The organism is Pseudomonas sp. GM18, assembly GCF_000282195.1.
Classification (GTDB): domain Bacteria; phylum Pseudomonadota; class Gammaproteobacteria; order Pseudomonadales; family Pseudomonadaceae; genus Aquipseudomonas.
On record NZ_AKJT01000028.1, the window covers coordinates 23,417 to 40,219 of the forward strand.

Genomic DNA, 16,803 nt, shown 5'->3' on the forward strand with positions numbered 1-16,803 from the left:
TGAACAACCCTCCCTGACCGGTCATACGCCCGAGCGATGACTGTGCAGCCGACGCTTCCCTGCGTTCAGCCTCAAGCCTTGTTCGTCACCAGCCCCGGCAGCGCATGCACCAGGGCATTGATGGCGAAACCGATGAACATGACCCCGCACAAGCGGGTGATCGCCAGTTCATGACGCTGATACAACGTGCGCACCTGACGTGCACCGACGATGCCAATGAGAATAGCGTAGGCCAAAAGGCCACCAATGAAGCTCAAGATGATCAACCAGGGCAACATTGACCAATGCAGCAACTCTGCACGGCTGGACAACAGCGCTGTAAACGTCGCCACCGCCACCGGGTATGCCTTGGGGTTGGTCAGGCCGAACAGAATACCGTGCCAGAACGGCTGCCGCGCCGGGCCCTGAGGCGCCTCGGCACTGGCGCGACGAGCGCGAACCGCGCGCAGGCCCAGCCAGAACAAATAAAGCCCGCTGAGCACACCCAGCACATCGAACGCGGTGCTGCCGATTTCCCGCGCACCGACAATCGCGATCAGTGCAGTGCTGCACCAGACCACGTCGCCCAGCAAATGCCCGCACAGAAACCCCGCCCCGGCCCGCCGTCCGCGCGCCGCGCCGATGCCGAACACCGCCAGCACACCAGGACCCGGCGTGATGCCATAAATGAAGCCCGAGGCGAGAACGGCCATTAGCAGCGATGGAGTCATGGGAATTCCTGTGGACGCCGGGTGAAGGGGCGCAATTCTATCCCAGGCCCCCGAACATCGACTCACTGATCGTCGAAGAACTTCATCCCCGCATAGGGCCGCTGCCGACAAGCCGCCAGCCGCGACGCCAGATCCCCGACATGCGCCTCCAGCTTGTGCCCGTCCGGATCGAGGAAATAGAACGACGCACCTTCGCTGCGGTTATCCCGCCATTCCTGCACGTTAGCGGATCGCAGGCGTTCGACGAACGGCAGGAAGTCCACAGCTTCGAGGCTGAAGGCGTAATGGGTGTAGTCGGCGGCCGGTGCGGACTCGCGCAGTGGATCAAGAGAAAGGCACAGCCACAGACCGGGTAGCGAGAGATAGGCGCCGGTGTCCCAAGTGGCTTCGAGCTGAAGTTGTAGCAGATCGCGATAGAACGCCACGCTGCGGTTCAAGTCAGTGATGGCGAGGGTCAGGTGGTTGAGGCCGGTCAGCATGGGTTTGGTACTCGATAAGTGCTGCTGCAACAATGCCTGGCTTACGTCTGGCTCAGAGTGAGCCTGACACAGCTTCTGACCATTGTTACGACAGACGAATGGGGCTGGTCTCCACCCCCTTATTACGCTGTAGTATGTTGTATTACAAACCACTACATCGAGATTGTCATGTCCGTCATGTCGCTGCGTCTGCCAGACGAAATCGCCGATACCCTCGCCCATCTTTCCAAAGCGACAGGCCGCAGCAAGTCATTTCTTGCCGTGGATGCGCTGCGCGAATATCTGGCACGGGAAGCCTGGCAAATCGAAGAGATTCAGAAAGCCCTGAAAGAAGCCGACGCGGGTGACTTCGCAACGCCCGAGGAAGTGAAAGCAATCGCCGACAAGTGGACAGCCAATGCGCGTTGAGTGGTTGCGTACCGCTTTAAAGAATCTGGATGACGAAGCCGCCTACATGGCGATGGAAAATCCACAGGCTGCAGCAGACTTCGTCAGGGCCATTCTCACCTCCGTCGATCACCTTGCTCGTTTCCCGGCTACAGGCCGCGAAGGTCGACTACCGGGCACTCGGGAATGGGTCTTGCCAGACCGGCCCTATCTGATTCCCTATCGGGTTCGCCAAGGGCGTTTACAGGTACTACGAGTCTTCCATACACGGCGTCTTCCACCCACTACGTGGTAGCACTGGGTGGAACATCAACCGAGCCCTATCCCCTGATCGAGCCGTTCACACCTGATTCCCACCCGTTCGTTTGCTCGCGAAGCCCCCACAATCGACTTAATATTTGTCGAGCGTGCGCAGCTTCTGTGGCAACCCCCACAGCAACAACGCAGCGGCAATCAGCGCGGCGACGCCGATGACGTACAACGCCGGGGTGGTGCTGCCGGTCAGGTCTTTGATCCGCCCGACCATGACCGGGCTGACGATCCCACCGAACTGGCCAAGGGTATTGATCACCGCGATCCCGCCAGCGGCGCCTGCCCCGGCACCGGCCAGCAGTTTCGGTGGCAGGGTCCAGAAGCTCGGGATGGACGCGATGATTCCGGCACCGAGCAAGCCCAGGGCGACAATCAGGAAAGTCGTGTGGTTGGCGAAGATTCCTGCGCAGAAGAACCCCACCGCCCCTACTGCCACCAGGCCTGCGACAAACTTGCGCCGCTCGCCGGTAGCATCGGATAACCGCCCGATCACCACCATGCTGATGGCGCCGCAGATGTAGGGGATGGCGGTCAGCAAGCCGATCATCACCGGGCTCTCGGTACCGGCACTACGGATCAGTTGCGGCGCCCAGAAATTCAAGCCGTAGGACGCCACCTGAATCAGAAAGTAGATCAGCCCCAACGTCAGGAAACCCGGAATCCGCAGCGCGGCCAGCAAGGAGCCGCCGCTCTTGTGGGGTTCGTGGTGAGCGATACGGCTGGCGAGTAGTGTCTTCTCCGACGGGCTCAACCAATGGGCGTCTTCGATGCGGTCCTTGAGTAAGGTCAGCACCAGCAGACCGAGGCCGATGCAAGGCACGCCACCGAGCAGAAACAGCCAATGCCAGCCGCGCATATCGAGGAAGCCATCAAGGTGTTGCAGCACCAACCCGGAGAACGGTGCGCCAACCAGCCCGGCAAACGCCGACGCGAGAAACAGCATCGAGGTGATGCGCCCGCGATAGTGCTGCGGGAACCACAGCGTCAGGTAATACAACACGCCCGGCGCAAAACCCGCCTCCATCGCACCGATCACGAAACGCAGGGCGTAGAACTGCCATTCGCTATTGACGAAGACCATGGCCGCCGTCGCGAGCCCCCACGACATCATGATCCGGGCGATCCAGCGCCGGGCGCCAACCTTGTAGAGCATCATGTTGCTCGGCACTTCGAAGATCACATAACCGACTACAAACAGCCCGGCACCGAGGCCGTAAGCGGTGTCGCTCAGGCTCAGGTCGGCCTGCAACTGGAACTTGGCGAAGCTGATGTTGATGCGGTCGAAAAACGCGAACAGGTAGCAGACCATGATCAGCGGCATCAGTCGCCAGGCGACTTTGCGGACCAGGTTTTTTTCGGCGTCGTGGCTAACGGACGGGCTCACGCCCGCCTCCAGAACATTGAGGCTCATCGTGTTTCTCCAGGCAGACTTCCCGCAGGCGTCCGATTGTTTTTGTTGTCTGGTTCGTTGTGGCTTTTGTAGGTGTTTGTTCGGTGAGTTCAGGAGGGTGTCGGATGCAGGTCGCAATTACGTCCGGCCTTGGCGAGCTGCCCGGGCACTTCATGGCCCAGCAACGCGGGCAAGCCTCGGGACAACTTCAGCAACAACGGCAAGTCGATGCCGGTGTGAACACCAATTTCGTCGCACAGGTTGACCAAATCTTCAGTGCAGATATTGCCCGAGGCACCCGGTGCAAACGGGCAACCGCCAAGACCACCAAGGGCTGCGTCGAAGCGCCGGGCACCGGCCTCGTAGGCGGCCAGTACATTGCACAAACCGAGGCCGCGCGTGTTGTGGAAATGCAGGGTCAGATCAGCCGGTGAAACCCGTTGCAACACCCGTCGCACCAAGCGATCGACCTGGCGTGGATTGGCCATGCCGGTGGTGTCGGCCAGGGTAATGCCCGTCATGCCGAGCGCCTGATAAGCCTCGACAATCTGCAGCACGCGGTCCTCATCGATCTTGCCTTCGAACGGGCATCCGAAGGTCGTGGCGATGCTGCCGTTGAGCCGCACCGGTGTGCCGCGAACGAACTCGACGATCTCGCCGAACGCAGCCAATGAAGCCTCGCAGCGCATCCGCATGTTCGCCAGGTTGTGGGTCTGGCTGGCGGACATCACCAGGTTCAGCTCGTCGGCCCCCGAGTCCAGCGCTCGTTGTGCGCCTTTGAGGTTGGGGATCAACGCGACATAGATCACGCCCGGCTGTCGGGCGATGCCCTTGAACACTTGCTCGCCATCGCGCAACGCCGGAATCGCCTTGGGTGACACGAACGAACCGGCTTCGATACGGCTGAACCCCGCCAGCGACAACTGATCGATCAGCGCAATCTTGTCGACGGTTTCGACCCAGGTCGGCTCGATCTGCAAGCCGTCACGCGGGGAGACTTCCTGAACGATCAGCGCCTGGGAATAATCAGTGATCATTGCACCACTCCTTCAGCTTTCAGTCGTTCGATGTCCTGGTCAGTCAGGCCCAGCCCCGCGAGAATGCCGTCGGTGTGCTGACCCAGGCTCGGCCCCGACCAGTTCACGCCGCCAGGGGTCTCGGACATTTTCGGAACGATGCCCGGCATCTTCACCGTGGCGCCGCCGGGCAGTTCGGCGTTGAGCAGCATGCCCCGCGCCTGATAGTGAGGATCGGCGACGATGTCGGCCACCGAATAGATGCGCCCGGCCGGGACTTCGGCAGCTTCCAGAGCCGCCAACACCTCATCGATCGGCAGGCTGCTGGTCCAGTGAGTAATGGCTGCGTCGAGCACGTTACTTTTGGCGGCGCGGCCATCGTTATGCGCAAATTCCGGCGCTTCGGCCAGGTCGGCCCGGCCAATCACCGCCATCAGGCGCTTGTAGATCGGGTCGCTGTTGCCAGCGATCACCACGTAGGCACCGTCGGCGGTCAGATAAGTATTGGACGGCGCGATACCCGGTAACGCCCCGCCGCTGCGCTCACGCACATGACCGAGCATGTCGTATTCCGGCACCAGGCTTTCCATCACGTTGAACACGCTTTCGGCCAGCGACACATCGACCACTTGCCCACCACCCTGCCCGGTCTTGACCCGCAACAGCGACATCAAGGCACCGATGACCGCGTGCAGCGAAGCCAGGGAATCACCCAGACTCACCCCCACCCGGGCGGGTGGTGAACCGGGGGTGCCAGTGGTGTAGCGAATCCCGCCCATGGCCTCGCCGATCGCCCCGAAACCCGGACGATCACGGTAAGGGCCGGTCTGGCCGTAACCGGAAATGCGCACCAGCGTCAGGTTGGGGTTGAGGGCATGCAACACGTCCCAGCCCAAGCCGAGTTTCTCCAGGGCGCCGGGGCGCAGGTTTTCGATCAGCACATCGGCGTCGGTCGCCAGTTGCTTGACCAGTTCGATACCTTCGGGGGATTTCAGATTCAGCGCCAGGGACTTCTTGTTTCGCGATTGCAGGTACCACCACAACGAAGTGCCTTCGTGCAGCTTGCGCCATTTGCGCAGGGGATCACCCTGGCCCATGGCTTCGATCTTGATCACTTCGGCGCCAAACTCGGCCAGCATGCGCGCGGCAAACGGCGCGGCGATCAGCGTGCCGATCTCGATCACTTTGATTGCACTCAAGGGGGCAGTCATCGCGGGGGTACCTCTTGTTCTTGGAATATGCGCCAAGGCTAGAGGACCGAGCGGCATGGAATCCAACCTTCTGTTGGCAACGACCGTTCGCGAAACGCGAATGCCTGGCTGGAGGATCATGGTGATCTCAGGTCAGCCATCGCGGGCAAGTCGGATCGCGATGGGGCCCGCCCATGCAATCGAGAACCGTCAGACCTGCCCACGCAACTGCTCAAACAGCATCCGGCTCACCGGCGACAGCGCCGCTTCATCGCGCACCACCAGAATCAACGCACGATCCGACCAGTCATCCGTCAGCGGCACCGCGTGCAACCCCAGCGCCCGGCCAAACAGTTCGTAGGCCTTCAGCGGCAGGATGCCAATGCCCATGTTGGCCTGAACCATCCGGCACATGGCGTCGAACCCCGGCACATGAATCCGCAGCCTCAGCACCTTGCCGGCCTTGCGCGCGGCCGCATGGGTGCGCATGTTGATGGAACTGGCCGCATGCAGACCGACGTAATCGCTGTCCAGCGTGTCGGCAAAAGCCAGGGCCGAACGACTCGCCAGCGGATGATCGGCCGGCATCAGTACGACCAGTTTGTCCTGGCGATAAACAACGCTGTGCAGCCCCTTGACGTCGCTGTCGCTGGAGCAGATCCCGAGGTCCGCCACGCCATCGAGCACGCCTTGAATCACCCCGCTGCTGGGGCGCTCTTCGAGGTCGGTCTTGACCTGCGGATGACGCGCGGAAAAGTCCCGCAGGTCTTCGGGCAAGAATTGAATGATCGCCGACAGGTTGGCGAGCATCCGCACATAACCGCGTACACCGTGGCTGTGTTCGCCCAGTTCGAGGCCCATTTTCTCGACGTTGAACAGCATCTGCCGGGCATGGTGCAGCAGGGTTTCACCGGCCGGCGTCAGGGTCATGCCCTTGGCCTGGCGCACGAACAGGCTGATGCCCAGCGCCTCCTCCAGCTCCATCAAACGCTTGCTGGCCGCCGACACCGCGATCGCTTCGCGGGCGGCGGCGCGGGTCAAGGTGCCCTCTTCGTGGACGGCCACAAACAGCTGGAGAGTGATCAGGTCGAGGCGGCGGATCAGGCTTTTTTGCAGCATGGCAGGGCTCGATGATTTCGGTTCGACTGAGTCGGCAGGATAGCCCGGATTAGATTCGTGTCCGCCATCCAATTACGCACAGCACCCCGGGACATCGCCCTACAACTAATTCTCGTACAACTCTCAGTACTACCGGAAACAGCCGATTCAAAGCCCATCGGGACTCTCTGTAAAGTCTGGCAACACACACAAACTGCAACAAACCCACGGATAGATTCACTCAAGGAATGTCACTCACACATGAGCCAGATACCGTACACGGCGCACACCTTCACCAACTACCGCAAACTCGTTTCATTGGCTGACCATGATTGGGAGACCGCCGAAACCGGAAAAATCGCGGGGCTCAACGTTGAGATAAAAAGTGCCAACCGCATGCTCGATCAGTACGGGAGAGCGTTTCATCATTTCTGTACGACGTCATACCTGGGTCTGGATCACCATCCCGATATTCTCGACGGTGCCATGACCACGCTGTGGGAAACCGGCACACTTCGCATCGCCAATTCCAGGAGCCGCTGCAAGCTGGCGATTCTGGACCAATACGAAACCGAACTGTCCGAGTTGTTCGGCGCCAGTTGCCTGAGCACTCTGTCGTGCAGCGCGGCGAGTGCCGGGATCCTGCCACTGCTGGCCAGCGGCGTATTCACGGAAAATCGCCCTCCCGTGATGGCTTTCGACCGGTTGGCGCATGACTCGATGAATCACCTCAAAGCCGCCTGTGCCGATGAAACCATGGTCGTGACGTGCCCGCATAACGACATGGACTTCCTCGAGACGCTGTGTCAACAGCACACCAGGGTCGCGTATGTCGCCGACGGCGCCTACAGCATGGGTGGGGTTGCGGACATGGACAGCCTTTTGTATCTGAAGGACCGTTATGGGCTGTTTCTCTATCTGGACGATTCCCACGCACTTTCCTCTGTAGGAACATTCGGCGCCGGTCTTGTGCGTCCCAGGTTGCATACCCTGGATGATGACTGCCTCATCGTCGCCTCGCTGGCCAAGTCGTTCGGCGCCAGCGGCGGTCTGGTGATGCTGGGCAGTGAACGGCAGAAGAAGCTCATTGCGCGTTACGGCGGCCCCAGCAACTGGTCGCAAAGCCTCAACAGTGCAGCCATTGGCGCGGGCCGGGCATCCATCCAGCTACACCACACCCTGGAGTTCGCCGCGCTGCAGGAAAAGCTTCAGATTAATATCCGCCTCTTTGACAGCCTCATACGAACCGGACAACACAACAGCAACATGGCGATTCGACTGGTCAATTGCGGTGAGGCATCGCTGGCCAACAACATCGCCATTGAACTGGCCAATCACGGATTCTTCACCTCGGCAGTCTTTTTCCCATTGGTTGCACAAGGCAAGGCAGCCATCAGAATCACCCTGCGCGCCGACATGGAGACGATGCTGATCCGCCATTTCTGTGAACTCATCACCGAGCTTTTACGCACGCACGGCCGGAACATCGGCAGCTGAAATCCAGGGAAGATCAAACCAGCCAGCGGGCATGGCCGTTGTCGCTGTTATGCACTTTGCTGGCCTTGGCGCGTTGCTTTGCGTAGTGCTCGCGCCCGGCCGTCGAACCGCTTAGAACGCGCTGCGGAAAATCTCCTCGATCTGCCGCTGATCCGCCGCCCGTGGATTGGTCAGTCCGCAGGCGTCTTTCAGCGCATTGCTGGCCAGAACCGGAATGTCATTGAGCCTGGCACCAAGCTCACGCAAACCGGCGGGAATGTCCACGTCCCTGGCCAGGTTGCGGATCGCCACAATCGCCGCTTGCGCCCCTTCTTCCGCGCTGAACCCGCGAATGTCAGCGCCCATTGCACGGGCCACATCGGTCAGACGGTCGGCGCAAACCAGCGCATTGAAACTTTGCACATGGGGCAGCAGTACCGCGTTGCACACGCCATGGGGCAAGTCGTAGAAGCCGCCTAACTGATGCGCCATGGCATGAACGTAGCCAAGGGACGCATTGTTGAACGCCATACCCGCGAGGAATTGCGCGTAAGCCATGTTTTCCCGCGCGATCATGTCATTGCCGTCACGCACGGCCAGGCGCAGGTTATAGCTGATCAACGTGATGGCTTTCAGCGCACAGGCATCGGTAATCGGGTTGGCTGCCGTGGAGACGTAGGCTTCGATGGCATGGGTCAATGCGTCCATGCCGGTGGCGGCGGTCAGGCCCTTGGGCATGGCGACCATCAGCTCCGGGTCGTTGACTGACAGCAGCGGCGTAACGTTGCGGTCGACGATGGCCATTTTTACGTGGCGCGATTCATCCGTGATGATGCAAAAACGGGTCATCTCGCTGGCAGTGCCGGCGGTGGTGTTGATCGCGATCAGCGGTAGCTGGGGTTTGGCCGACCGATCGACACCTTCGTAATCACGAATCGTCCCACCGTTGGTGGCGCACAAGGCGATGCCCTTGGCGCAGTCGTGAGGCGAACCGCCGCCCAGAGACACCACGAAATCACAGCGACTTTCCTTGAGCAAGCCCAAGCCACATTCGACATTGGCGATGCTCGGATTCGGCTTTGCGCCGTCGAAAATCACCGAGTCGATGTCCTGCAACGCCAGTTTCTCGGCAATCTTCGATGCCACGCCAGCCTTGGCCAGCCCGGCGTCAGTGACAATCAGCGCCTTGCGAAAACCATACTTGCCAATGGCGTCCATGGCTTCGTCGAGGCAACCGGTGCCCATGATGTTCACGGCGGGGATGAAAAACGTACTGCTCATGCGCGAGTCTCCTGGCTGAAACCGAATCGGCAATGCCGATTCGGCGGGTGCGCACAGGGTCGACCGATCAGTCACGCGGTATGTTGATCTGGCTCAACGCCCGGGCGTGATAAAGTCGCCGTCCATCAGACCTTTTGCTTCGAGACGACAAACGCAATGACCGATTTCCAGGATGTCGATGCCCAACTTGAAGACTGGAACGCCTTGCGCACCACCGCCTCGTTCGGCGGCCTGCTGGTGGGTAACGGCGCCAGCCGCGCCGTGTGGGATGACTTCGGCTACGACTCGCTGTTCGAAAATGCCCGCACCGTCGAAGAAAAGCCGCTGAGCCAGTCCGAGTTGAGCGTGTTCGACGCGATGCAGACGCGCAGTTTCGAGCAGGTTCTCGGCGCGCTGAAAACCACCAGCCGGGTCAACAAGGCCCTGGCCGTCAGCTCCGCGGCACCGCGCAATCGCTACTACGCGATCAAGGAAGCGCTGATCAACAGTGTGCACGCGGTGCACATTCCGTGGCGGCTGGTGAAGCCTTCGACGCTGGCGACGATCAATCAGGAACTGGGCAGCTATCGGACGGTGTTCACCACCAACTACGACTTGCTCAGCTATTGGGCGATCCAGCATCGGCCGGACGTCGTTACCGATCTGTTCCAGGGTGCCGAGCCAGGCTTCGATCTGAGCTTCGATCTGAGCGCCAGCGCCACCGACAAGCCGCGGTTGCTGTACCTGCACGGCGGCTTGCATCTGGTGCGTAATCAGGACGGCACGGCACGCAAACTGATGTCGACCGAAGGGACGTTGCTCGGCAATTTCGCGATCAACAATACGATCAAGACCCTCGACGATGTGCCGCTGTTCGTCAATGAAGGCCCGGCGCAAGACAAGCTCAAGACGATTCGCAGTTCGGATTACCTGTCGTTCTGCTATGACCAGTTACTCGGCCATGGCGACGGGTTGTGCATCTTCGGGCATGCCCTTGGCGAGCAGGACAGTCACATCGTTCATGCGTTGCGCCAGGCGAAGCCGAAGGTGGTAGCGATCTCGATTTACCCGCGCAGCAAGGCATTCATCCAGCATCAGAAGCGGCATTACGCGAAGGTGTTCGAGGGGACGGGTGTGGAGTTGCGGTTTTTTGATTCGAAGACGCATGCGCTCGGTAACCCTAAGCTCACAGTTCCAGTCGAGGTTTAGCGGCGACGGAACTTATGTCATCGCGAGCAGGCTCGCGATGGCGTTTATCCATTCGTCTTATTCTTCGGCGCTATGCACCACCACCAACAACTGCGCCTGCACCTCGCCCACTGACCTGAGGCGATGCGGTTTCTGCGCATTGAAGTGCAGCGCATCCCCACGGTTGAGCAGCACCCGCTCGTTCATGAAGTCCACTTCCACCTGCCCTTCGTGGACGAACAGAAACTCTTCCCCCAGGTGCTCCTTGAAGGTTTTGTCGGTGAACTCGGTCGGCGGGTAAATGATGAACGGCAACAGGCTGCGTTCACTGACCTGATGGGCCAGCACCGCATAACCCGGGCTCTGGTCGTTGGCGGCCAGGGACTGGCGTTCGTCGCTGCGCACCAGGCTATAGCTGTCGAGGCTGACGTTGTCTTCGGAAAACAATTCCTCGACCTTCACGTTCAGCGCCTTGGCCAGTTTCAGCGCAGCGGCGATCGAGGGGGTATTCAACCCGCGCTCGACTTTCGACAGATAGCTCTTGGTCATGCCGGATTTTTCGGCCAGGGCCTCCAGCGTCACGCCAAGTTTTTTTCTCAGTAATTTCAAACGGATAGACATGTAGAGCAATTAATCCATCAAGGAGGCAACGATTTGTCCTTGCCAATGACACAAAGTGTCATATAGCCTCTTTAGTGTCATTTGCATGCCCCACCCAAAGGACACCGATATGGCCAAGACATTAGCACTACCCAAAGAGCAACTGGTCAAACAAGCGCTGACACAGATGCAAAACACCCTGGCGGATAATACGTGGACCGACCGGCAAAAGCTGGCCCTGACCTGCCGCATTCTGTTCGAAAACGGTCACGACTCCGGCCTGGCTGGGCAAATTACCGCTCGCGGCCCGCAGCCGGGTACTTATTACACGCAGCAACTGGGCCTGGGTTTCGACGAGATCACCGCAGGCAATCTGTTGCTGGTCAACGAAGACCTGGAAGTGCTTGAAGGCCACGGCATGCCCAACCCGGCCAACCGCTTCCACAGCTGGGTGTACCGCGCCCGGCCGGACGTGAACTGCATCATTCACACGCACCCGACTCACGTCGCGGCGCTGTCGATGCTGGAAGTACCGCTGCAGATTTCCCACATGGACCTCTGCCCGCTCTACGACGACTGCGCGTTTCTCGAAGGCTGGCCGGGGGTGCCCGTGGGCAATGAAGAAGGCGAACTGATTGCCGGGGCCTTGGGCGACAAGCGGGCGATCCTGCTTTCCCACCACGGCCAGTTGTCCACCGGCGCGAGCATTGAAGAAGCCTGTGTCATTGCGCAATTGATCGAACGAGCAGCGAAGTTGCAGTTGCTGGCCATGGCCGCGGGTTCGATCAAACCGATTCTTCCCGAGCTGGGCCGTGAAGCCCACGACTGGATATCCAAGCCCAGGCGCCACGCCGCCGCGTTCAACTACTACGCCCGGCAGAACCTGCGCCAACACGCCGATTGCCTGAACTGACCCCACACATTCCTGACAGGAGAGACGCTATGTCGACCGTAAACATTCACGGCATCATCGGCTACACCATCACCCCGTTCACCGCCCAGGGCGAAGGCGTTGATCTCGACGCGCTCGGGCGTTCCATCGACCGCCTGATCGACAGCGGCGTCCACGCCATCGCCCCATTGGGCAGCACCGGCGAAGGCGCTTACCTGAGCGACGCGGAATGGGATCAAGTCAGCGAATTCAGCATCCGCCACGTGGCCAAACGCGTCCCGACCATCGTCAGCGTGTCCGACCTGACCACCGCCAAAGCCGTACGCCGCGCGCGTTTCGCCGAAGCCCACGGCGCCGACGTGGTGATGGTGCTGCCGGCGTCGTACTGGAAACTCAGCGAGGCGGAAATCCTCGCCCACTACCGCGCCATCGGCGAGAGCATCGGCGTGCCAATCATGCTCTACAACAATCCGGCCACCAGCGGCACCGACATGTCGGTGGAGTTGATCCTGCGGATTTTCAACGCGGTCGACAACGTCACCATGGTCAAGGAAAGCACCGGCGACATTCAGCGCATGCACAAACTGCAACTGCTGGGCGAAGGCCGGGTGCCGTTCTATAACGGCTGCAATCCCTTGGCGCTGGAAGCCTTTGCGGCCGGCGCCAAAGGCTGGTGCACGGCGGCGCCGAACCTGATCCCACAGCTCAATCTCGACTTATACGAAGCTGTATTGGCCAATGATCTGAGCAAGGCTCGCGAACTGTTCTACCGCCAGTTGCCGCTGTTGGACTTCATCCTCAAGGGCGGTCTGCCGGCGACCATCAAGGCCGGTTTGCGCCTGACCGGGCTGGAAGCGGGCGACCCGCGGTTGCCGGTGTTTGCACTCGGCGAGACTGGCCGCAGTCAGCTGCTGGGTTTGTTGAGCGCGTTGCGCTGATCGTCGGGAACACACAAAACCACTGTGGGAGCGAGCCTGCAGGCTCGCCCCCACAGTGGGTATGCGGTGTGCTTAGAACACCGGCAAGGTCTTGTCCTTGATCACCATGGTCGGGCCGTTGGCCTTGACACTGGCGATGCCTTTTTCCCTCGCGGCATCGGATGAGTAAGATTCGCTGCTGCCGATGATTTGATGGTTGGCAGCCTTGAGGTTGAAGTAAGGATGGCCATCCTTGGTGTTTTTTTTCTCGTAGCGTTCGTCCAGCGGGCTGTTGGCCTGAACCGAGGCGATACCGCTTTCGACCGCACCACGCGTGGTGTACAGCTCACTGACCAGAATGGTTTCGGCGTTGGCCGCTTTCAACACAAACTTGAACTGACCATTGCTGGTTTTGCTCACTTCGTACCATCCAGACATGCTTGTTCTCCTTGGCGATTGAGAGGTTTCGCGCTTCAGAGTAAAGACCACCCCAGGATTTCTGTCGCCTGTACCGGCCTCTTCGCGGGCAAGTCGGATCGATACAAAAACCGCCCTACTTCACCACCGCCCGCACCACCGACAACTCAGGCGCCTGCACCCGGCGCTGGCTCAAATAGCGCATGCAGCTGACCCGCAAGAACGAGGCGAAATTCACCACCTCGCCGCGGTAGTCCATCACCTCTTCATACAATTTGGCGATCAACTGATTGGTGGTCATGCCGTCGACCTCGGCGATTTCGCTGAGGATGTCCCAGAACTGATTCTCCAGCCGCAGGGTGGTGACCACCCCGCAGATGCGCAGCGAGCGGGAGCGCGACTCGTAGAGAATCGGGTCGGCCTTGACGTAGAGCTCACACATGGACAGGTCCCTCGTTACAGCGTGATTTTGGTGCCCAGCAACCCGAGGAAACCGGCCAGCCAGCTCGGATGCGCCGGCCAGGCCGGGGCTGTGGCCAGATTGCCTTGAACATGGCCTTCCGTCACCGGGATATCGATGTAGGTGCCGCCAGCCAGGCGCACTTCCGGGGCACAGGCCGGGTAGGCGCTGCACTCGCGACCTTCAAGGATCCCGGCGGCGGCCAGCAATTGCGCGCCGTGACACACGGCGGCGATCGGTTTGCCGGCCTTGTCGAACGCTTGCACCAGCGCCAGGACTTTTTCGTTCAGGCGCAGGTATTCCGGCGCACGACCGCCCGGGATCAGCAGCGCGTCGTAGTCCGCCGCATCGACCTTGGCGAAATCGAAGTTCAGGGCAAACAGATGACCGGGCTTTTCGCTGTAGGTCTGGTCGCCTTCGAAGTCATGGATTGCGGTGCGCACGGTCTGGCCGGCGGTTTTGTCCGGGCAAACGGCATGCACCGTGTGGCCGACCATCAGCAGCGCCTGGAACGGCACCATTACTTCGTAGTCTTCGACGTAATCGCCGACCAGCATCAGAATTTTTTTAGCAGCCATGGGGAGGACTCCTCTGGAAAATGCGTGGGCCTGCAGGAGTATTCAAAGTAGTCCTTATCCGGCGGATCGGGTAATAACCAGTTACTACCTGATGGACCGCGATGGCGGCCTCAAACTGTACGGATAACTCTGCGTCTAGCTGTAACAGAGCAACGCCCCCGGTTTATGGCTAGATGATGACTCTTCCCGCCACCCTCGATTCTGGTTGCCATCATGTCCTCGCGCGAAAACACCGGCATGGCCCTCGGCCTGCTCGGCGTGGTTATCTTCAGCCTGACCCTGCCCTTCACACGGATCGTCGTGCAGGAACTCCATCCGCTGCTCAACGGCCTTGGCCGGGCGCTGTTCGCGGCGATTCCGGCAGCGCTGTTATTGCTGTGGCGCCGGGAACAATGGCCTACCTGGAAACAGGTCAAAGGCCTGACACTGGTGATAGCGGGCGTCATCCTCGGCTTCCCGGTGCTGTCGGCCTGGGCCATGCAGACGTTGCCTGCCTCCCACGGCGCACTGGTCAACGGCTTGCAACCGTTGTGCGTGGCGCTGTATGCCGCGTGGCTGTCCCATGAGCGTCCATCGAAAGCCTTCTGGGCCTGCGCCGCGCTGGGCAGTGCGCTGGTGCTCGGTTATGCGCTGATCAGCGGCGCCGGCAGTATTCAGGCCGGGGACTTGCTGATGCTCGGGGCGATTGCCGTGGGCGGGTTGGGTTATGCCGAAGGCGGCCGGTTGGCCAGGGAGATGGGCGGCTGGCAGGTGATCTGCTGGGCGCTGGTGCTGTCGACGCCGCTGTTGATCGGACCGGTGTTGTACCTGGCGCTGCAACATCAAGGCGAGATTTCGGCCAGGACCTGGTGGGCCTTCGGTTATGTCTCGCTGTTTTCGCAGTTCATCGGGTTCTTTGCCTGGTACGCCGGGCTGGCGATGGGCGGCATTGCCCGGGTCAGTCAGATCCAGCTGCTGCAGATCTTCTTCACCATCGCGTTTTCGGCGTTGTTCTTCGGTGAGCACGTCGAACCGATCACCTGGCTGTTTGCAGCCGGGGTGATCGTGACGGTGATGCTCGGGCGCAAGACCGCAGTGCGCCCGGCGCAACCGGGCACGTTACCGGCGGGGGTTCAGCTCAAGCCTTAGCGACCAGGAACCCGTCAGCCCGCAGCAGGGTTTCCAGGCAATGTTCGCTGATGTGGTAGAAATCCTTCAGTTCCTGAATCTTCACCAACAACTGAGCCGGGTCCACCGGCTCGGCGCGTTTGACCGCCAGAATCATCTTGTTCTTGTTGGTGTGGTCCAGTGAGATGAACTCGAACACCTTGGTCTCGTAGCCGCAAGCTTCCAGGAACAATGCACGCAAACTGTCGGTGACCATTTCCGCCTGCTGGCCCAGGTGCAGGCCGTATTGCAGCATCGGCTTGAGCAACGCAGGGCTCTGGATCTGCAGGCGGATCTGCTTGTGGCAGCACGGCGAGCACATGATGATCGCAGCGCCGGAACGAATGCCGGTGTGAATCGCATAGTCGGTGGCGATGTCGCAGGCATGCAACGCGATCATCACGTCCAGCTCGCTCGGCGCCACGCTGCGCACGTCACCGCATTTGAACACCAGCCCTGGATGCTCCAGCTTCGCCGCCGCGCTGTTGCACAGTGTGACCATGTCTTCGCGCAGCTCGACGCCGGTCACCTCACCCTCGGCTTTCAGGGTGTTGCGCAGGTAGTCATGGATCGCGAACGTCAGGTAACCCTTGCCCGAGCCGAAATCCGCCACCCGCACCGGTTTGTCCAGCGCCAGCGGCGAGGAGGTCAGCGCATGGCTGAAGACTTCGATGAACTTGTTGATCTGCTTCCACTTGCGCGACATCGCCGGGATCAGCTCATGCTGCGCGTTGGTCACGCCGAGGTCTTTGAGGAACGGCCGGCTCAGGTCGAGGAAGCGGTTCTTCTCGCGGTTGTGCTCGGCAGACGGCACTTCACGCAATTGCTGAGGCTTGCTCTTGAACAGCGAAGATTTGCCCTTTTTGCTGTATTCGAGCTGGGCTTCGTCGGTCAGTGACAGTAAATGCGCATTTTTGAACGACGCCGGCAACAGCGCGGCAATGGTCGCCACGCCTTCGGCAATCGGCAGGTTCTTGGTGATGTCGCGGGTCTTGTAGCGATAGACGAAGGACAGGCACGACTGATCCTTGACCGTCAGCTGCTTGATGATCAGTCGCTGCAAGTCCGCTTCACCACCGACGTACTTGGCCAGCACCAGTTTGATGAAGGCGTTGGCGTCGAGGCTGGTTTGCAGCAGGTCGATGAATTGGGCGTGGTGATCCGGCGCGAGGCTGGCGGGAGTGGCGGTGACAGACATGGAAAAAACGGCCTCGGGCGGTGCGAATCGGGGAATGGCGGGTATTTTAGGGGGGATGGCCGTTCGGGACACGCAGTTATTTACCAAAC

General features: G+C 60.4%; 19 protein-coding genes. 7 read left to right on the top strand and 12 right to left on the bottom strand.

Annotated elements, in window-relative coordinates:
- Positions 1–71 precede the first annotated feature (71 nt).
- Together PMI21_RS21010 and fos are read right to left on the bottom strand one after the other, a co-directional pair.
- Positions 72–710 carry a LysE family translocator gene (locus PMI21_RS21010; protein ID WP_007935730.1) on the bottom strand — a complete coding sequence of 213 codons (639 nt, stop codon included), beginning with the start codon at positions 708–710 and terminating at the stop codon, positions 72–74.
- Between the two features lie 62 nt (positions 711–772).
- Positions 773–1,189: a fosfomycin resistance glutathione transferase gene (gene fos, locus PMI21_RS21005; RefSeq protein WP_007935731.1), complete on the bottom strand. Its 417-nt coding sequence runs from the start codon at positions 1,187–1,189 to the stop codon at positions 773–775.
- Positions 1,190–1,357: 168 nt separating this feature from the next.
- Here fos and relB point away from each other — a divergent pair, with 168 nt between their 5' ends.
- Together relB and PMI21_RS28680 are read left to right on the top strand one after the other, a co-directional pair.
- Entirely contained in the window at positions 1,358–1,597 is a 240-nt protein-coding gene (gene relB / locus PMI21_RS21000) for a type II toxin-antitoxin system RelB family antitoxin (RefSeq protein WP_007935732.1), read from the top strand.
- Complete coding sequence (locus PMI21_RS28680) at positions 1,587–1,871, top strand: type II toxin-antitoxin system RelE/ParE family toxin (protein ID WP_081499462.1); 285 nt, start codon at positions 1,587–1,589, stop codon at positions 1,869–1,871. The genes relB and PMI21_RS28680 overlap by 11 nt, the downstream gene beginning before the upstream one ends.
- A gap of 96 nt (positions 1,872–1,967) precedes the next feature.
- Here the strand turns inward: PMI21_RS28680 and PMI21_RS20995 are convergent, their stop codons facing one another.
- The 4 genes from PMI21_RS20995 to PMI21_RS20980 form a co-directional block, all read right to left on the bottom strand.
- Positions 1,968–3,299 carry an MFS transporter gene (locus tag PMI21_RS20995; RefSeq protein WP_007935733.1) on the bottom strand — a complete coding sequence of 444 codons (1,332 nt, stop codon included), beginning with the start codon at positions 3,297–3,299 and terminating at the stop codon, positions 1,968–1,970.
- Positions 3,300–3,388: 89 nt separating this feature from the next.
- The gene (locus tag PMI21_RS20990; RefSeq protein WP_007935734.1) at positions 3,389–4,315 is read right to left on the bottom strand and encodes a hydroxymethylglutaryl-CoA lyase; all 927 of its coding nucleotides are present in this window, start codon (positions 4,313–4,315) and stop codon (positions 3,389–3,391) included.
- A complete protein-coding gene (locus PMI21_RS20985) occupies positions 4,312–5,505 on the bottom strand; it encodes a CaiB/BaiF CoA transferase family protein (protein WP_007935736.1) in 1,194 nt (397 codons plus the stop codon). Before PMI21_RS20985 ends, PMI21_RS20990 begins: the two co-directional genes overlap by 4 nt.
- A gap of 189 nt (positions 5,506–5,694) precedes the next feature.
- Positions 5,695–6,603: a LysR family transcriptional regulator gene (locus tag PMI21_RS20980; protein ID WP_007935737.1), complete on the bottom strand. Its 909-nt coding sequence runs from the start codon at positions 6,601–6,603 to the stop codon at positions 5,695–5,697.
- A gap of 240 nt (positions 6,604–6,843) precedes the next feature.
- Between PMI21_RS20980 and PMI21_RS20975 the strand changes: the two genes are divergently transcribed.
- Complete coding sequence (locus PMI21_RS20975) at positions 6,844–8,079, top strand: aminotransferase class I/II-fold pyridoxal phosphate-dependent enzyme (protein WP_007935739.1); 1,236 nt, start codon at positions 6,844–6,846, stop codon at positions 8,077–8,079.
- A 111-nt stretch (positions 8,080–8,190) separates the two neighbouring features.
- Here the strand turns inward: PMI21_RS20975 and yiaY are convergent, their stop codons facing one another.
- Positions 8,191–9,339: an L-threonine dehydrogenase gene (gene yiaY, locus PMI21_RS20970; protein ID WP_007935741.1), complete on the bottom strand. Its 1,149-nt coding sequence runs from the start codon at positions 9,337–9,339 to the stop codon at positions 8,191–8,193.
- A gap of 156 nt (positions 9,340–9,495) precedes the next feature.
- Here yiaY and PMI21_RS20965 point away from each other — a divergent pair, with 156 nt between their 5' ends.
- Positions 9,496–10,527: a DUF4917 family protein gene (locus tag PMI21_RS20965; RefSeq protein WP_007935743.1), complete on the top strand. Its 1,032-nt coding sequence runs from the start codon at positions 9,496–9,498 to the stop codon at positions 10,525–10,527.
- Between the two features lie 57 nt (positions 10,528–10,584).
- On the opposite strand, the gene PMI21_RS20960 is transcribed toward PMI21_RS20965, so the two are convergent.
- The gene (locus PMI21_RS20960; protein ID WP_007935746.1) at positions 10,585–11,127 is read right to left on the bottom strand and encodes a helix-turn-helix domain-containing protein; all 543 of its coding nucleotides are present in this window, start codon (positions 11,125–11,127) and stop codon (positions 10,585–10,587) included.
- Positions 11,128–11,236: 109 nt separating this feature from the next.
- Here PMI21_RS20960 and PMI21_RS20955 point away from each other — a divergent pair, with 109 nt between their 5' ends.
- Together PMI21_RS20955 and PMI21_RS20950 are read left to right on the top strand one after the other, a co-directional pair.
- Positions 11,237–12,019, top strand: a complete 783-nt coding sequence (locus tag PMI21_RS20955; RefSeq protein WP_007935748.1) for an aldolase — start codon at positions 11,237–11,239, stop codon at positions 12,017–12,019.
- Positions 12,020–12,048: 29 nt separating this feature from the next.
- Complete coding sequence (locus PMI21_RS20950; protein WP_007935750.1) at positions 12,049–12,936, top strand: dihydrodipicolinate synthase family protein; 888 nt, start codon at positions 12,049–12,051, stop codon at positions 12,934–12,936.
- A 72-nt stretch (positions 12,937–13,008) separates the two neighbouring features.
- Here the strand turns inward: PMI21_RS20950 and PMI21_RS20945 are convergent, their stop codons facing one another.
- The 3 genes from PMI21_RS20945 to PMI21_RS20935 form a co-directional block, all read right to left on the bottom strand.
- Positions 13,009–13,353 (bottom strand): YegP family protein, encoded by a 345-nt coding sequence (locus tag PMI21_RS20945; protein WP_007935752.1) that lies wholly within the window; start codon positions 13,351–13,353, stop codon positions 13,009–13,011.
- A 115-nt stretch (positions 13,354–13,468) separates the two neighbouring features.
- Complete coding sequence (locus PMI21_RS20940) at positions 13,469–13,774, bottom strand: ribbon-helix-helix domain-containing protein (RefSeq protein ID WP_007935755.1); 306 nt, start codon at positions 13,772–13,774, stop codon at positions 13,469–13,471.
- 14 nt (positions 13,775–13,788) lie between these two features.
- The gene (locus PMI21_RS20935) at positions 13,789–14,370 is read right to left on the bottom strand and encodes a DJ-1/PfpI family protein (protein ID WP_007935757.1); all 582 of its coding nucleotides are present in this window, start codon (positions 14,368–14,370) and stop codon (positions 13,789–13,791) included.
- A gap of 213 nt (positions 14,371–14,583) precedes the next feature.
- Between PMI21_RS20935 and PMI21_RS20930 the strand changes: the two genes are divergently transcribed.
- Positions 14,584–15,498 (top strand): DMT family transporter, encoded by a 915-nt coding sequence (locus PMI21_RS20930; RefSeq protein WP_007935758.1) that lies wholly within the window; start codon positions 14,584–14,586, stop codon positions 15,496–15,498.
- Here the strand turns inward: PMI21_RS20930 and PMI21_RS20925 are convergent.
- Entirely contained in the window at positions 15,488–16,714 is a 1,227-nt protein-coding gene (locus PMI21_RS20925; RefSeq protein WP_007935760.1) for a class I SAM-dependent methyltransferase, read from the bottom strand. The two genes, PMI21_RS20930 and PMI21_RS20925, sit on opposite strands and share 11 nt — an antisense overlap.
- Between the last annotated feature and the right edge of the window lie 89 nt (positions 16,715–16,803).

Bases quoted from the DNA above. Each gene is read 5' to 3' on its own strand.
- PMI21_RS21010 (WP_007935730.1), bottom strand. From the start codon at position 710: ATGACTCCATCGCTGCTAATGGCCGTTCTCGCCTCGGGCTTCATTTAT.
- fos (WP_007935731.1), bottom strand. From the start codon at position 1,189: ATGCTGACCGGCCTCAACCACCTGACCCTCGCCATCACTGACTTGAAC.
- relB (WP_007935732.1), top strand. From the start codon at position 1,358: ATGTCCGTCATGTCGCTGCGTCTGCCAGACGAAATCGCCGATACCCTC.
- PMI21_RS28680 (WP_081499462.1), top strand. From the start codon at position 1,587: ATGCGCGTTGAGTGGTTGCGTACCGCTTTAAAGAATCTGGATGACGAA.
- PMI21_RS20995 (WP_007935733.1), bottom strand. From the start codon at position 3,299: ATGAGCCTCAATGTTCTGGAGGCGGGCGTGAGCCCGTCCGTTAGCCAC.
- PMI21_RS20990 (WP_007935734.1), bottom strand. From the start codon at position 4,315: ATGATCACTGATTATTCCCAGGCGCTGATCGTTCAGGAAGTCTCCCCG.
- PMI21_RS20985 (WP_007935736.1), bottom strand. From the start codon at position 5,505: ATGACTGCCCCCTTGAGTGCAATCAAAGTGATCGAGATCGGCACGCTG.
- PMI21_RS20980 (WP_007935737.1), bottom strand. From the start codon at position 6,603: ATGCTGCAAAAAAGCCTGATCCGCCGCCTCGACCTGATCACTCTCCAG.
- PMI21_RS20975 (WP_007935739.1), top strand. From the start codon at position 6,844: ATGAGCCAGATACCGTACACGGCGCACACCTTCACCAACTACCGCAAA.
- yiaY (WP_007935741.1), bottom strand. From the start codon at position 9,339: ATGAGCAGTACGTTTTTCATCCCCGCCGTGAACATCATGGGCACCGGT.
- PMI21_RS20965 (WP_007935743.1), top strand. From the start codon at position 9,496: ATGACCGATTTCCAGGATGTCGATGCCCAACTTGAAGACTGGAACGCC.
- PMI21_RS20960 (WP_007935746.1), bottom strand. From the start codon at position 11,127: ATGTCTATCCGTTTGAAATTACTGAGAAAAAAACTTGGCGTGACGCTG.
- PMI21_RS20955 (WP_007935748.1), top strand. From the start codon at position 11,237: ATGGCCAAGACATTAGCACTACCCAAAGAGCAACTGGTCAAACAAGCG.
- PMI21_RS20950 (WP_007935750.1), top strand. From the start codon at position 12,049: ATGTCGACCGTAAACATTCACGGCATCATCGGCTACACCATCACCCCG.
- PMI21_RS20945 (WP_007935752.1), bottom strand. From the start codon at position 13,353: ATGTCTGGATGGTACGAAGTGAGCAAAACCAGCAATGGTCAGTTCAAG.
- PMI21_RS20940 (WP_007935755.1), bottom strand. From the start codon at position 13,774: ATGTGTGAGCTCTACGTCAAGGCCGACCCGATTCTCTACGAGTCGCGC.
- PMI21_RS20935 (WP_007935757.1), bottom strand. From the start codon at position 14,370: ATGGCTGCTAAAAAAATTCTGATGCTGGTCGGCGATTACGTCGAAGAC.
- PMI21_RS20930 (WP_007935758.1), top strand. From the start codon at position 14,584: ATGTCCTCGCGCGAAAACACCGGCATGGCCCTCGGCCTGCTCGGCGTG.
- PMI21_RS20925 (WP_007935760.1), bottom strand. From the start codon at position 16,714: ATGTCTGTCACCGCCACTCCCGCCAGCCTCGCGCCGGATCACCACGCC.